Origin of the sequence: Pseudomonas sp. MWU318 (assembly GCF_016756945.1) — a bacterium.
Classification (GTDB): Bacteria; Pseudomonadota; Gammaproteobacteria; order Pseudomonadales; family Pseudomonadaceae; genus Aquipseudomonas; species Aquipseudomonas putida_A.
Map to the genome: position 1 here is coordinate 217,390 of NZ_JAESJL010000005.1, position 15,622 is coordinate 233,011.

11 protein-coding genes are annotated in these 15,622 nt (G+C 61.3%); 8 read left to right on the forward strand and 3 right to left on the reverse strand.

The features are described 5' to 3' along the window. Nucleotides 1–291: 291 nt before the first annotated feature. The 5 genes from mgtA to JN524_RS14190 all read left to right on the forward strand — a co-directional run bounded on the left by mgtA (nt 292) and on the right by JN524_RS14190 (nt 8,463). A complete protein-coding gene (gene mgtA / locus JN524_RS14170; RefSeq protein WP_202369713.1) occupies nt 292–2,991 on the forward strand; it encodes a magnesium-translocating P-type ATPase in 2,700 nt (899 codons plus the stop codon). Nucleotides 2,992–3,171: 180 nt separating this feature from the next. Then, nucleotides 3,172–3,888 (forward strand): MgtC/SapB family protein, encoded by a 717-nt coding sequence (locus JN524_RS14175; protein WP_202369714.1) that lies wholly within the window; start codon nt 3,172–3,174, stop codon nt 3,886–3,888. A 136-nt stretch (nt 3,889–4,024) separates the two neighbouring features. Beyond that, nucleotides 4,025–4,459, forward strand: a complete 435-nt coding sequence (locus JN524_RS14180) for a chemotaxis protein CheY (RefSeq protein ID WP_202369715.1) — start codon at nt 4,025–4,027, stop codon at nt 4,457–4,459. Nucleotides 4,460–4,603: 144 nt separating this feature from the next. Then, nucleotides 4,604–5,236 (forward strand): response regulator transcription factor, encoded by a 633-nt coding sequence (locus JN524_RS14185; protein ID WP_202369716.1) that lies wholly within the window; start codon nt 4,604–4,606, stop codon nt 5,234–5,236. 8 nt (nt 5,237–5,244) lie between these two features. Next, nucleotides 5,245–8,463: a transporter substrate-binding domain-containing protein gene (locus JN524_RS14190; RefSeq protein WP_202369717.1), complete on the forward strand. Its 3,219-nt coding sequence runs from the start codon at nt 5,245–5,247 to the stop codon at nt 8,461–8,463. Nucleotides 8,464–8,467: 4 nt separating this feature from the next. On the opposite strand, the gene dkgB is transcribed toward JN524_RS14190, so the two are convergent. Beyond that, nucleotides 8,468–9,271 carry a 2,5-didehydrogluconate reductase DkgB gene (gene dkgB / locus JN524_RS14195; protein ID WP_202369718.1) on the reverse strand — a complete coding sequence of 268 codons (804 nt, stop codon included), beginning with the start codon at nt 9,269–9,271 and terminating at the stop codon, nt 8,468–8,470. A 291-nt stretch (nt 9,272–9,562) separates the two neighbouring features. Here dkgB and JN524_RS14200 point away from each other — a divergent pair, with 291 nt between their 5' ends. The 3 genes from JN524_RS14200 to JN524_RS14210 all read left to right on the forward strand — a co-directional run bounded on the left by JN524_RS14200 (nt 9,563) and on the right by JN524_RS14210 (nt 12,618). Continuing rightward, a complete protein-coding gene (locus tag JN524_RS14200) occupies nt 9,563–10,429 on the forward strand; it encodes a pirin family protein (RefSeq protein ID WP_202369719.1) in 867 nt (288 codons plus the stop codon). Between the two features lie 208 nt (nt 10,430–10,637). After that, complete coding sequence (locus JN524_RS14205) at nt 10,638–12,080, forward strand: mechanosensitive ion channel domain-containing protein (RefSeq protein WP_202369720.1); 1,443 nt, start codon at nt 10,638–10,640, stop codon at nt 12,078–12,080. Nucleotides 12,081–12,177: 97 nt separating this feature from the next. Next, on the forward strand, nt 12,178–12,618 hold the full coding sequence (locus tag JN524_RS14210) for a carboxymuconolactone decarboxylase family protein (protein ID WP_027614017.1): 441 nt from the start codon (nt 12,178–12,180) through the stop codon (nt 12,616–12,618). 137 nt (nt 12,619–12,755) lie between these two features. On the opposite strand, the gene JN524_RS14215 is transcribed toward JN524_RS14210, so the two are convergent. Next, complete coding sequence (locus tag JN524_RS14215; protein ID WP_202369721.1) at nt 12,756–14,348, reverse strand: DHA2 family efflux MFS transporter permease subunit; 1,593 nt, start codon at nt 14,346–14,348, stop codon at nt 12,756–12,758. Then, nucleotides 14,345–15,466 (reverse strand): HlyD family secretion protein, encoded by a 1,122-nt coding sequence (locus tag JN524_RS14220; protein WP_202369722.1) that lies wholly within the window; start codon nt 15,464–15,466, stop codon nt 14,345–14,347. Before JN524_RS14220 ends, JN524_RS14215 begins: the two co-directional genes overlap by 4 nt. Between the last annotated feature and the right edge of the window lie 156 nt (nt 15,467–15,622).

Sequence of the window (15,622 nt, forward strand, 5' to 3'; positions counted from 1 at the left end):
TCGGTAACCGGCAGATTTTCGGCAAGATAACGCGCAGCCTTTCTCTGCCGTTGTCTCGCCGTAAAGCGAGCAGCGGCATCCCGATCATGGTCAGTTGAGACCATGTCCCGACGTCCTTCTCATCGACACTGAAAGTGTGTGATTTCGACCGTGTGGTCGTGATCGCAAACCTATCGACACGCCTGTCCTTTGTGACTGGCGCGCCAAGCCTTGCCGTGCCGGATTTTCCGGCGCACGAGGCATGGTCGTACCTGCTCGACGGTTTCCCGGCTGACCATAGGGGCAACAGCCATGAAACTTACGCTCAAGGAATTTTTCGCAGGCTTCCTGCGCACACGCCACATCGCCCGGCACTTCCGCCGTCTGGCGTTGCTGGAATCGATCAACGACACCACGGTCAGCCGTGAAGTGCCGCCCACCCTGGCCAACACCCTGGTCGATGCGGCCCATCGCGACAGCAGCGAACTGCTGTCTTCGCTGGGCACCCACACCGACGGTTTGACCGATTTTGAAGTCGACGCCCTGCGTGCGCAGTACGGCCTCAACGAAGTCGAGCACGAGCAGCCGCTGCCATGGTGGACCCACCTGTGGCACTGCTACAAAAACCCGTTCAACCTGCTGCTGACTCTGTTGGCGGTGATCTCGTGGCTGACCGAAGACCTGAAAGCCGCCACGGTGATTTTCTCCATGGTGGTGCTGTCGACGCTGCTGCGCTTCTGGCAGGAAAGCAAATCCAACCGGGCCGCCGATGCGCTCAAGGCGATGGTCAGCAACACCGCTACGGTGATGCGCCGGGATGAGCCGCGCATCGAACTGCCGATCAAGCAACTGGTGCCGGGCGACCTGATCGTGCTGTCCGCCGGCGACATGATTCCCGCCGACTGCCGGGTGCTCAGCGCCAAGGATCTGTTCGTCAGCCAGGCGGCGATGACCGGTGAATCGATGCCGGTGGAGAAATTCGCCCGTCAGGCCGACCGCGACACGCGTAATCCGCTGGAGCTGGAGAACATTCTGTTCATGGGCACCAACGTGGTGTCCGGTACGGCGGTGGCGGTGATTCTCACCACGGGCAACAGCACCTATTTCGGCGCGCTGGCGCAGCGGGTCGGCGCGACTGACCGCGCGGTGACCTCGTTCCAGCTGGGCGTGAACAAAGTCAGCTGGCTGCTGATCCGCTTCATGTTCGTCATGGCGCCGCTGGTGCTGTTCATCAACGGTTTCACCAAGGGCGACTGGACCGAAGCGCTGCTGTTCGCGCTGTCGATTGCCGTGGGCCTGACCCCGGAAATGCTGCCGATGATCGTCACCTCGACCCTGGCCAAAGGTGCGGTGTTCCTGTCGCGCAAGAAGGTCATCGTCAAGCGACTCGACGCGATCCAGAACTTCGGTGCCATGGACGTGCTGTGCACCGACAAGACCGGCACCCTGACCCAGGACAAGATCTTCCTCGCGCGTAATGTCGACGTCTGGGGTGAAGACTCGGATGACGTGCTGGAAATGGCCTACCTGAACAGCTACTACCAGACCGGGCTGAAAAACCTGCTCGATGTAGCGGTGCTGGAGCACGTGGAAATCAACCGTGAGCTGAAGGTCGGCACGGCGTTTCGCAAGGTCGATGAGATCCCGTTCGACTTCAATCGCCGGCGCATGTCGGTGGTGGTCGAGGGGCGTGGCGAGCCGCATTTGCTGATCTGCAAAGGCGCGGTGGAAGAAGTGCTGGCGGTGTGCACCCGCGTGCAGCACGGTGAAGTCGAAGAAGCCTTGAGCGATGAATTGCTGACCCGGATTCGTCAGGTCACCGCAGCATTCAACGCTGAAGGCTTGCGCGTGGTGGCGGTGGCTGCCCGCTCGATGCCGGAAGGTCGCGACACTTACAGCCTGGCGGATGAGCAGGAACTGACGCTGATCGGTTACGTGGCATTCCTCGATCCACCGAAGGAAAGCACCGCGCCGGCGCTCAAGGCTTTGGCCGAGCACGGTGTGGCGGTCAAAGTGCTGACCGGTGACAACGAACTGGTGACCGCGAAGATTTGCCGCGAAGTCGGTCTGGCCCAACAGGGCTTGCTGATGGGTAACGATGTCGAGCGCATGAGCGACGCCGAGCTGGCCGTGGCGGTAGAAAAAACCAACGTGTTCGCCAAGCTGACGCCGTCGCACAAGGAGCGCATCGTGCGCATCCTCAAGGGCAACGGGCATGTGGTCGGCTTCATGGGCGACGGCATCAACGACGCCCCGGCGCTGCGCACCGCCGACATCGGAATCTCGGTGGACAGCGCGGTGGACATCGCCAAGGAAGCCGCTGACATCATCCTCTTGGAAAAGAGCCTGATGGTGCTGGAGGAGGGCGTGCTCGAAGGGCGCCGCACCTTCGCCAACATGCTCAAGTACATCAAGATGACCGCCAGCTCGAACTTCGGCAACGTGTTCTCGGTGCTGGTCGCCAGTGCGTTCATTCCGTTCCTGCCGATGCTGCCGATGCACCTGCTGGTACAGAACCTGCTCTACGACATTTCGCAGATCGCGATTCCGTTCGACAACGTCGATGACGAGATGCTGAAAAAGCCGCAACGCTGGCAGCCGGCGGATGTCGGGCGCTTCATGCTGTTCTTCGGGCCGATCAGTTCGATCTTTGACATCACCACGTTCGCCTTGATGTGGTACGTGTTCGATGCCAACACCCCGGATCACCAGACGCTGTTCCAGTCCGGCTGGTTCGTAGTGGGGCTGCTGACCCAGACGCTGATCGTGCACATGATCCGCACGCCGAAGATTCCGTTCCTGCAAAGCCGTGCAGCCATGCCGCTGCTGGTGATGACCGGGATCATCATGGCGGTCGGGATCTTCCTGCCGATGGGGCCGCTGGCCAACTACTTCAAACTGCAGGCGCTGCCGTCGCTGTATTTCGTGTTCCTGCCGATGATCCTGCTGGCGTACATGGCGCTGACCCAGGCGGTGAAAGGCTTCTACATCCGCCGGTTCGGCTGGCAATAACAGCAGGCTGCAACCTTCACCTGCAACGCTGTAGGAGCTGCCGCAGGCTGCGATCTGTTGATCTTGCTTTCAAAGATCAACAGATCGCAGCCTGCGGCAGCTCCTACAGGGATTGGGTGTTTCAGGTGAATTGGCAGCAAGCCCCGACAAAGGGACTGTGTTTTTTCAAGGAGCTTCATCATGCAAGCCATAAACAATCTCAACCTCAACTCACTGCTCGACACCCTGGTCAGCCTCAGCGCAGCGTTCATCCTCGGTGGCCTGATCGGGTTCGAGCGCCAGTACCGGCAACGCACCGCCGGCCTGCGCACCAACGTGCTGGTGGCGGTCGGTGCGGCGATTTTCGTCGACATGGCCAACCGTCTCGGCGGTGCTGAAGGCGCGGTGCGGGTGGTCGCCTACGTGGTTTCCGGCATCGGCTTTCTCGGCGCCGGGGTGATCATGCGCGAAGAAGGCAACGTGCGCGGCCTCAACACCGCCGCGACCTTGTGGACGTCAGCCGCCGTTGGCGCCTGCGCCGGTGCCGACCTGCTGGCCGAAGCGGTGCTCGGCACGCTGTTCATTCTGGCCGCCAACACCTTGCTGCGGCCGATCGTCAACAACATCAACCGCCAGCCACTGGACGTGGTCTCGGCCGAAGTCACCAACATTGTCTATGTCATCGCCCGGCGCTCACAGCAGAAAGCCGTGTTCGCCCTGCTCGAAGCCGAGTTGGAACGCAGCAACTACCCGGCCAGCGACGTCGATGTACACGCCTTCGGTGCCGACGAAATCGAGATCGAAGCGACGCTGGCGACGACTTCGGTCGACGGCGATGAACTCGATGCGCTGGTAGCGCGGATTTCGACTTCAGCGCTGGTGGTGCAGGCGTTCTGGAGTCCGAGTACGACGGAATAACGCAACCACATCGGGCAGCCATTCGACATGGCTCAAGGGGGCGGATGAATGACCGGTTTTTTAGGAAAAGTCCTACAGAACTGCTCCTGAGGCTTGCGTAGTCTTGGCGCACCCGTCCACCTCTACGAGATCGAGCATGATCAATAAAACCCTGCGCATCCTGATTGCCGATCCGCAGCATTTTCACCGGATGAAAATCGAGCGCCTGTTCAATGGCCTTGAATACTTCCGCATCGCTCCGGTACAGAGTCTGCTTGAGCTGCTGACCCTGGTGGAATACGGCTGTGAACCCTTCGACGCCGTGGTCATCAACGCCGAACTGGCGGCCGGATCGCTGGACTTGTCGGGGTTTTTCCTCAACAACCCGCAGGTGCGCCACGTTCTGATCTATAACGAACCCACGGCACCGGCGCTGACACCCGCCGGTTTCGCTCAGGAAAACCTGCAGATCAGCCATGTCGCCTTGCCCAATGCGGCCGCGATCGAACACCTGATGGCGCGGGTCGACGTTGCCCCGTTGGGCGCAGTAAATGCCTGGAACCCGGCGCCAGCCGCGCAACGCCGGGCCTGAGCACGGATTATCCTTTCGCGCAACTGTCAGATCTGACAGGTAGATACGCTTTGCTTCCCGTGTAACAGTCTTCGCGCAGCCAACCCGGTGAGTAACAGCTGATGCCGGTGGCGCCATCGTCCTGTTTTTGCACTGGGAGCGGTCATGAAGTCAGCGCTGATCGTCGACGATCATCCGGTGGTAAGGGCTGCCGTGAAACTCGTACTCGAAGCCGAAAGATTCAAGGCGATTCACGAAGCATCCAGCGCCAGCGAAGCCATGGCTCTGAGCCGTGAGCACAAGCCGAAACTCGTGGTACTTGATCTCAAGTTGCCGGGAGTCGGCGGGCTGGAGGTGCTGGAGCGGCTCAAGGCCACCGACCCTGACTGCAGGGTGCTGATCTTTACTTCTCAGGATCCGCTGCACTATCAGGATCGCTGTCTGCGTAGCGGCGCCATGGGTTACGTGGCCAAAACCAACCAGTTGTTGCAATTGCACAAGGCTGTCCAGGCGCTGATGTCGGGCTACTCCTATTTTGCTGCACTGCCTGATAACGGCCTTGCGTCGACCCCGTCGCACCGCAGCGAAAAACAGCTGATCGACGAGCTCTCCAACCGAGAACTGAACATTCTCGTGCAGTTGGCTCTGGGCAAGCCCAACAAGAAAATCGCCGCTGAAATGTTCCTCAGCCACAAGACCGTCAGCACCTACAAAACCCGCTTGATAAAAAAGCTGGGTCTGCACTCAAAGTCAGCGGTGTACTTGCGCGAATTCGCCAAGCGCAACGATTTGATCTGAGTAGAAAATTGAATCTGCGACGCTGGTGGTGCGGGCTGTGGTTGAGCATCACGGCCAGCTGCTGGGCCAGTGAACTGCCGCAGCCACTGGAGTTGTTGAGCCAGGCAGCACTGGAAAATATCCGGGTTCCGCTCGACGAGCAGGATCGCCAATGGCTGCACCAGCACCCACGGTTGCGCATGGGCATTTCCGGCGCCGATTACCCACCGTTTGAAATCACCCGCAATCGGCTGGAGCTGGAAGGTCTCACCGCCGATTACGCGGAGCTGCTGGCGCAACTGCTCGGTGTGCGGATCGAGGTGCAACGCTTTACCAATCGCGACGCGGTGATGAGTGCGCTCAAGCGCGGCGAACTCGATCTGCTGGGCACCTCGAACAATTTCGAGCTGGCCGATCCGGATTTCATCTTGTCGCGACCCTACGCCGAAGATCAGCCAATGCTGGTGACCCGGCTCGACGAAACGTTACCCGCGGATCTGGCAGGCAAACGCATCGCCATGGTCGAGGACTATCTGCCGCTGACCAGCGTGCAGGCGTTCTACCCCGAGGCGAAGGTGCAGCGTTACTCCTCGGCAATGGATGCGCTGGGTGCGGTAGCGTTTGGTGTCGATGACGGCTATCTCGGCGATCTGATCAGTGCCAATTACCTGATCAACACCAATTACCGCAATGACCTGCAGTTGGCCGGGCCGTCCGGACTGGATGCCAACCCCTTTGGGTTTGCCCTGCAACGCAGTGACGTGCGCCTCAAGCGCATTATCGACAAGGCGCTGGCGGCGATTCCCATGGAGCGTCGTCAACTGATCGAGCAGCGCTGGAGCGCAGGGCGCGCGCAAATGGCCGCGCAGTCGCAGGTGCGCCTCAGTGCCAGCGAGCAGCAGTGGCTGGAGCAACATCCGCGGGTGCGGGTCGGCGTGATCGAAGACTTCGCACCGCTGACGTTTTTTGACGCCGATGGGCGATTCAACGGGTTGGCGGCGCAGTTGCTCAACCTGATCAGTCAGCGTACCGGGCTGCAATTCGAGTTGGTTCGGGGGCGTTCGCTGGATCGTCAGATTGAGCAGCTCAAGGCCGGTGAGCTCGACGTGTTGCCGGTGGTGACCCCGAGCAGCGAACGGGAAACCGAGCTGCAATTTACCCGTGCCTACCTGAACAATCCGTTTGTGCTGGTCAGCGCGACGACGGCCGGCAGCCCACGTAGCCTCGCCGATCTGCCGGGCAAGCGGCTGGCGATTTATCGCGGTCATCCATTGCACGACTTTATTCTGCAGCAGGTGCCCGGGATTCGCCTGGTGGAGGTGCGCAGCCCGGCCGAGGGCATGGAGCAGATCGCCAAAGGCCAGGCCGACGTGACGGTCAGCTCACTGCTGGTGGCGCGGTTTCTGATTGCCCGTCATTACCGCGAGCGCCTGCGCATCACCAACACGATCGGCGATCAGCCGGCACGCATTGCCCTGGCGACCGCAGCGCAGGATACGGCGCTGCACACGATTCTGAACAAGGCGCTGCTGAGCATCGCGCCGCAGCAGATGGACGAACTGGTCGAGCGCTGGAGCCATGACGTGGTCGTGGAAGAGAGCTATTGGCAGCGTCATCGCCGCGAAATCCTGCTGGCGTTTGTTGGTGCGGCAGGCCTGCTGTTGCTGGCCTTGGCCTGGATCGGTTTTCAGCGTTGGCAGTTGCGCCAGCGTCAGCAGTGGCTGCAGCAGTTGCAGCAGGCCAAGGATGCCGCCGACGACGCCAATCGGGCCAAGACCACGTTTCTGGCAACCATGAGCCACGAAATCCGCACGCCGATGAACGCCCTGATCGGCATGCTCGAACTGGCCCTGAAGCGTGCCGAGGAGGGCGTCACCGACAAGCTGGCGATCGAGGTCGCGTCCGGTGCCGGCCAGCAATTACTGGGGTTGATCGGCGATATTCTCGACATTGCGCGTATCGAGTCCGGGCACTTGTCCCTCGCGCCGCAACGGGTCAACCTGCGTGAACTGGTGATCTCGGTGTGTCGGGTATTCGAGGGGCTGGCGCGGCACAAGCGCTTGCTGTGGTGTGTTGAACTGGATGCACAGAGTGACGTCGAGGTGATGCTCGACCCGACACGCTTCAAGCAAGTGCTGTCGAACCTGTTGAGCAACGCGATCAAGTTCACCGAGCACGGTCAGGTCAGTCTGCAACTGGCGGTGACCAGGACAGCGCTCGGCCAGTTGGCGGTGAGGGTGGTGATTGAAGACAGCGGCATCGGCATCAGTGAGGATGACCGCAAACGTCTGTTCAGCCCGTTTGTTCAAGCCGGCAATCATGGCCAGTCAGCGCGTAGCGGCTCGGGGCTGGGGCTGGTGATCAGCCGCAGCCTCAGCGAAATGATGGGCGGAACGCTGCGCCTTGACAGTGAGCCGGGACATGGCACGCGGGTCGAGATCAATCTGCAATTGCAGCCGTTGGCCGCGCTCGCCCCCGAGGCGGCAAGCCACGCCGTGGCGGACACGCCGGCGCGCTCATTGAGCGTGCTGGTGGTGGACGATCATCCGGTCAACCGCTTGCTGTTGTGCTGGCAACTGAGTGAACTCGGCCACCGCACGGTCGACATCGAAGATGGTGAACAGGGGTTGCAGCGCTGGCGGGCCCAGGCCTTCGATGTGCTGATCACAGATTGCAACATGCCGCGGCGCAACGGTTACGAACTCGCCCGGACGATCCGTGACGAAGAGGCGGCGAGCGGCCGGGCGCGTTGCCTGATCCTCGGGTTTACCGCCAACGCACAAGTCGAAGAACGGGCTCGTTGCCTGGAGGCCGGCATGGACGATTGCCTGTTCAAGCCGATTCGCTTGCACGATCTGCAACAGGCATTGAAGGCGGCCAGTCGCGGTGACAGTGACCAGCTGTCGGACCCGGCACCGCCGTTGCCCGAGATCGACCTGAGCGCGCTTGAACAGATGGCCGGGGACAATCCTGCAGTGATGCAGCGCCTGCGCGAACAAGTGTTGCGCAGTCTGCACGACGATCTGCAACGGCTGGACGCTGCGCGCCAGCCACAGGATCTGAGCGAATTAAGCACCCTGGCGCATCACATCAAGGGCGGTGCGCAAATGGTCGGTGCCGCGCGAGTGGCGGCGGCGTGCAGCGATCTCGAACAGGCGTGCCGCGACGCCGAAACGCTGTCTGTCCACCGCTCGGTGGATGCGCTGCGCACGGCCATGCTTGGCCTTGCGCAGCGGCTTCAGAACTGAGCGGTCAATCCCACTGCGGGGCGATGCCTTTCGGGCTGGTCAGACGATGGCCGCGCTCCAGACCGGCGATCAGCGCCATGTCGGATTCGCTCAGGGTCAGCGCGGTGGCGCCGAGGTTGCTTTGCAGGTTGGCACGTTTGGTCGACGATGGAATCACCGCGTAACCCGACTGCATAGCCCAGGCCAGAGTGACCTGCGCCGGGGTCGCTTGCAGACGTTCAGCGATCTGCTGAATCACCGGATCCTTCAGCACTTCGCCATAGGCGAGGGTCATGTAGGAGGTGATCTGGATGCCCTGGCTGCGGGCAAACTCGACCACTTTGCGGTTTTGCAGGTACGGGTGCAGTTCGATCTGGTTGGTGGCGATGTTTTCCGCGCCAACCGCGGCGATGGCCTGTTGCATCAGCTCGATGGTGAAGTTGGACACCCCGATTTGCCGGGTCAGGCCCAGACGCCTGGCTTCGAGCAGCGCGCCCATGAATTCGGCGACCGGCACCTGATCTTCCGGCGACGGCCAGTGGATCAGCGTCAGGTCGAGGTAGTCGGTCTGCAATTTCTGCAGGCTTTCCTTGAGGCTCTCGATCAGACGATCCTTGCCGAAGTTGGCGATCCAGATCTTGCTGGTGATGAACAGCTCTTCACGAGCAATGCCGCTGGCGGCGATGGCCTGGCCGACCTCGGCTTCGTTCTCGTAGATCTGCGCGGTGTCGATGGCGCGGTAACCGAGTTCAAGGCCGGTGCGCACCGAATCGATGACCACCTGACCTTGCAGGCGAAACGTACCCAGACCAAAAGCGGGAACAGACATTGATGACTCCAGGGTTGCAGTGGGAATGGGCAGGAGTATCCGCGTCTGTGTCCTTGAGAAAAACCGCTGGTGGGGCAAAGCACTGTTGAGCAGAAGTCATGAATCTTTCCCGATAGTTGTGTTGTCCGGACTGGCACCTTCGCGAGCAAGCCCGCTCCCGCAAGGATCGAGATTCAACGGTGGGACTGTTCTATAAATGGAACACTAAAGCCGGTTTTTGCCGTCTAGTCCTCAAAACGCTATGGATTTAAGCTTAATCCATTGCGTCACCCACCTTTTCTGGAGGCAACCATGAAAAACATCATCGGTATCTACACCAGCCCTCGCGGCCATTGGGTCGGCGATGGTTTCCCGGTGCGCACCCTGTTTTCCTACGACAACCTGGGCAAACACATCAGCCCGTTCCTGCTGCTCGATCACGCAGGCCCGGCCGAATTCACCCCGACCACCGAGCGCCGTGGCGTCGGCCAGCACCCGCACCGTGGTTTTGAAACGGTGACCATCGTCTACGACGGCGAAGTGCAGCACCGCGACTCCACCGGCAGCGGCGGCACCATCGGCCCCGGCGATGTGCAGTGGATGACCGCCGCGTCCGGGATCCTCCACGAGGAGTTCCACTCGGATGATTTCGCCAGAACCGGCGGCAAGCTGGAAATGGTGCAGCTGTGGGTCAACCTGCCGGCCAAGGACAAAATGGCTGCGCCCGGCTACCAGAACATTCTCGACGGCGATATTCCCAATATCGCGCTGAAGGACGATGCCGGCCGGCTGCGGCTGATCGCTGGTGAGTTCGATGGGCATAAAGGCCCGTCGCGCACTTTCACGCCGATCGACGTCTGGGACCTGCGGTTGAACGCCGGCAAATTGCTGACGCTCGATCTGCACGAAGGGCGCAACACCGCGCTGGTGCTGTTGAAAGGTTCGGTGCAGATCAACGGTGCGCAAACGGCGGGTGTCGGGCAGTTGGTGCTGTTCGAGCGCGACGGTCGTCAGTTGACCCTTGAGGCCAGTGAAGACGCAGTGGTGCTGCTGCTCAGCGGCGAGCCGATCGACGAACCGATTGTCGGCCATGGCCCGTTCGTGATGAACACCGAGCAGGAAATTCATCAGGCATTCGCCGACTTCCAGTCGGGACGTTTTGGCCGGATGCACGGGTAAATTTCACCCCTGTGGGAGCGGGCTTGCTCGCGAAAGCGCAGTGCCAGTCAATGCATGTCTGACTGATCCACCGCCTTCGCGAGCAGGCTCGCTCCCACAGGGGTTTTCCGGTGTTTTTGCGCTGGTGTTCTGCCTCTGAAATCAATTACTCCTACACTTGCCCAATCTGTGCGATCTTCTCGCGATTGGGCCCTGTCGGAGTGCTTTGATGTTGTCTTTTTTGACCGAACATCCGTTGTTTTGCGCGTTGATCCTGATCCTCCTCGATCTGGGCCTGTGGCGCCTGATCAGTTCCCGAGGCAGCGAGTGGAAGCTGCTGGTGCGGGTGCTGATTTTCAGCCTGTTCAGCGTGCTGTTGTTCAACGAAGGCCTCAACCCGATGGAGCCGGCGCCATGGGCCGACAACGTGCCGCTGCACCTGGCGGCGACCGGGTTGCAGATCGGCTGGTGGCTGTTCGGCGCGCGCACTCTGACCGTGCTGATCGGCGCAGTGATGATGCAGCGGGTCGGGCACACCGGGCGGCTGTTGCAGGATCTGCTCGGTGCGGTGATTTTCCTGATCGCCATTATCGCGGCGCTGGCCTATGTGCTGGATCTGCCGGTCAAAGGTGTGCTGGCGACGTCCGGGGCCTTGGCGATCATCGTCGGTCTGGCGTTGCAGAGCACCCTCAGCGACGTGTTCTCCGGGATCGTGCTCAACACCACCAAGCCCTATCAGATCGATGACTGGATCTCGATCGACGGCACCGAAGGCCGGGTCGTCGATATCGACTGGCGCGCCACGCGTCTGCAGACCAGCCAGGGCAGCATGGCGGTGATTCCCAACTCGCTGGCGGCCAAGGCCAAGATCATCAACTTCAGTCGACCGAGCAACATGTTCGGAGTCGCCGTCAGTGTCCAGGTCAGCCCGCATGCCCGGCCCAATACGGTGATCGATGCGCTGGAGCGGGCGATGCAGGGCTGCCGTCCGCTGCTGGACAATCCCTCGCCAAGCGTCGCGCTGAAAAGCTCCAGCAGTGCCGGCGCGGAATATGAAATCAGCGGTTTTGTCTCGTCGATGGATCAGAAGCGCTCGGTGCGCAATCAGCTGTTCGATCTGGCTTACCGGCATCTGCAGGCGTCCGGGGTCAATCTGTTGTCGAGTGTCGAACCGATCGTCGCCGGCAACCTCTCGCGGCCACGGGCGCTGCTCGACAGTTCGCCGATTTTCTCCACGCTGCGCCAGGAAGAGAAAGACACCTTCAGCCAGAACATGACCCTGCAAACCTTCCGTGCCGGCGAGACGATCCTCGACGCCGGGGAGGTCAGCGATCATTTGTTCATCATCGAATCGGGCGTGGTCAGCGTGACCTTGACTCGCCATGGCAGCCCGTTCGAATCCGGGCGCATGGGGCCGGGGGAGGTGATCGGCGAGGCCGGCATCCTCTCCGATTCGTCTGTGCCGGCGACCTTTGCGGCGAAAACCTTCTGTGCGTTGTATCGCATCGAGAAGACCTACCTGAAGCCGTGTCTGGATGCCCGCCACGACATCAACGAGGCGATGAAAGCCTTGCTCGACTATCGCCTGCACAAGGCCCAGACCCTGACCCAGGACGTGCCGACCGTGGTGGCGAAAACCGGGTTCCTGCACTGGTTGCGCAATCGCGTGTGACAGGGTGGTCTACTCGTCTTCCGGGAGATTGGCTATTTGTTCGGGGCAAGTGCGGGACTACCTTAGTCACACATTCACTGGCCCCGGAAACTCAATCATGAAAGCTCGTACCGATTTCTACACCGCTTCTCCAGACGCCCTGAAAGCGATGATCGCCCTGGAAACTGCGGTCTCGAAACTGCCGCTGGAAAAGACCCTGATCGAACTGGTCAAGCTGCGCGCTTCGCAGATCAACGGCTGTGCGTTCTGCATCGACATGCACACCGCTGACGCGATCAAGGGCGGCGAAACCCCGCGTCGACTGTTCGCCGTCACCGCGTGGCGTGAAGCGCCATTCTTCACCGAGCGCGAACGTGCTGCGCTGCTGTGGACCGAATCGCTGACCCAACTGAGCCTGACCCACGCCCCGGACGAAGACTACGACATCGTCGCGGCGCAATTCACGCCCAAGGAAATGGTCGATCTGAGCGTGGCGATCAGCACCATCAACAGCTGGAACCGTCTGGCGGTGGGCTTCCGCAAAACTCCACAGCTCTAAGCCGCAACCCCTAATCCCTAACCCCTGTAGGAGCTGCCGCAGGCTGCGATCTTTTGATCTTTTTTTTAAAAATCAAAGTCAAAAGATCGCAGCCTGCGGCAGCTCCTACAGGGGGAGGGGCGTTTCGGAAACCGTGATCAATGCGCATCCGCACTCGGCGCGGCCGGTGGTTGTACCTTGCGCATCAAGGGCACCATCGCCGTGGCGATGATGAAGCACAGCATGATCATCAAAAAGGTATCGCCGTAGGTCTGGGTCTGCGCCTCGCGGTAGGTCAGCAGCCACAGCTGATGCAGACCGGCGGTGACGCCGACGTCACCACTCTGACCCAGTGTCGCCAGATTGCCACCGACCTGCGCCAGCCACTGATTCATCGCCTCGTTGCTGCTGTTCAAATGCTCGGCCAGGCGAGTGAAGTGCAGGTTGGTGCGGTCATTGAGAATGGTCGCGCACGCGGCAATCCCGATCGCCCCACCCAGATTGCGCATCAGGTTGAACAGCCCCGAAGCGTGCTTCAAGCGTGCCGGTGCCAAGCCGCCCAAGGTCAGCGTCACCGCCGGCGGCACCGCCAGTTGCTGGGCGATCCCGCGCAGCGCTTGCGGTAGCATCAACTGGCCGGAACCCCAGTCGTGGGTGATCGGACTGAATTCCCACATCGACACCGCAAACAAGCCCAGGCCGATCATCATGATCCAGCGCAAATCCATGCGATTGGCGAGAAAGGCATACAGCGGAATCGCCATGATCTGGAACACCCCGGTGGAAAAAACCGCCAGACCAATGTCCAGCGCGCTGTATCCACGCACCCGGCCGAGAAACAGCGGCGTCAGGTAAATCGTCGCGAACAGACCAATTCCGGTGACGAAGGAAAAGAAGCAGCCCAGGGCGAAATTGCGATCCTTGAGTGCGCGCAGATCGACGATCGGATTGGCCACGTGCAAGGTGCGCCCGATGAAGGCCAGACCTGCCAGACCGCTGATCCATGCCGTGATCAGAATCGTTTGATCGCTGAACCAGTTCCAGCGCGGGCCTTCTTCGAGGGTGTATTCCAGGCAGCCGAGAAACAGCGCGAGAAACACCATGCTCAGGTAGTCCGCGCCCTTGAGCAGCGCCAGTTCCGGCTGGTCAATTTTCACCAGCATCGGCACGGCCACCGCGACAAAAATCCCCGGCACCAGGTTGATGTAGAACAGCCAGTGCCATGAGGAAATGTCGGTGATCCAGCCGCCGATCACCGGCCCCAACGTCGGCGCCAGAGACGCCACCGCACCGATGGTTGCGGCGGCAATCACCCGTTGTTTGCCGCTGAAGAAAAAGAACGCGGTGGTGAACACCAGCGGAATCATCGAGCCGCCGAGAAAGCCTTGCAGTGCACGAAAGGCGATCATGCTCTGGATGTTCCAGGCCACGCCGCAAAGCAGACTGGCCAGGGTGAAGCCGACCGCCGAGGCGCAGAACAGCCAGCGTGTGGAGAACACCCGCGACAGCCAGCCCGACAGCGGGATCACAATGATTTCGGCGATCAGGTAACTGGTCTGCACCCACGCGGTTTCATCGGTGCCGGCCGAGAGCCCACCGCCGATGTCGCGCAGCGAGGCTGAGACGATCTGGATGTCCAGCAGCGCGATGAACATGCCGATGCACATCGTGGCGAAGGCGAACACTTTGGTCGCGGTGGCCATGTCGGCGGCGTTGAACGGTTGCGCCGGGGCGGTGAGGGCGGTGCTCATGGCGCGACGGCCACGGCGCTGGTTTCGGCTTGTGCGCGGGTGTCGACTTCAGCGGTCACCGACAGTCCCGGCCGCAGGTGACCGAGTACGCCGTCAGCCGGATCGAGGAGGATTCGCACCGGCACCCGCTGGACGATTTTGGTGAAGTTACCGGTGGCGTTCTCCGGCGGAAGCACGCTGAATTGCGAGCCGGTAGCCGGGGCGAGGCTGTCGAGGCGGCCATGGAATTCCTGGCCGGAGAGCACGTCGGCGCGGATGCTCACCCGTTGTCCGGGTTGCATCCGCGCCAGTTGGTCTTCCTTGAAATTGGCATCCACCCACAGACCGCTGGCCGGCACCACCGACAACTGTTGCGAACCGGCCTGGGCATAGGCGCCGACCCGTGCGCGGCGGTTGCCGATCACGCCATCGACCGGCGCGCGCAGTTCGGTGTAGCCGAGATTCAGTTGCGCCAGATCACGCTCGGCGCGGGCTTGTTGCAGGGCGGCGCGGGCCTGTTGTTTCTGGGTGTCGATCACCGCCAGTTGGCGCTGGGCGGCGAGCAATTCAGCCTGGGCGCGAGCGCTCAGGGCTTGCGCGGTCTTGAAAGTCGCGTCGGCACGCTGGGCACTTTCCACCGACACGGCATTGGTGCTCACCAGACGTTTGTAGCGCGTATTGTCATCCCGCGAGCGGGCGGTTTCGGCACCGGCGGCATCGATGCCGGCACGGGCCTGGCCGATCACCGCTTGCTGCAGTTGCTCAGTAGCGTCGAGGTTGGCCAACAGCGCTTCTTCGGCGGCGACTGCGCCTTCGGCTTTGGCGAGGTTGGCACGATAGTCGCGCGCGTCGAGGCGAATCAGCACCTCACCGGCCCTGACCGATTGGTTGTCGCTGACCAGCACTTCTTCGATGTACCCGGCGACCTTCGGCCCGATCACCGTGACGTCGCCACCGATGTAGGCATCGTCGGTCTCTTCGAGAAAACGCCCGGTGCCCCACCAGTGCGCGGCATACATGCCGACCGCGACCAGCGCGATCAGGCCGGCGCCGGTCAGCAGCAGGCGTTTGCGCAATGGCGGCTTGGCGGGGGTGACCGGGGCAGACAGGTCTGGCTCAAGGGTGGACATGCTGGTCATGGCGTAATACCTGCGAAAACGGGCTGTTATTACGTCTGTAATATGACGCAAGTAATATTTTGTGGCAATTATGTTTTTGTGCCGATTGTCAGTTGCTTACCCGGCCTCGGGGTTTGGAGCGGTTTCGACAAACGACAGCGCCAGTAATACGGGGGC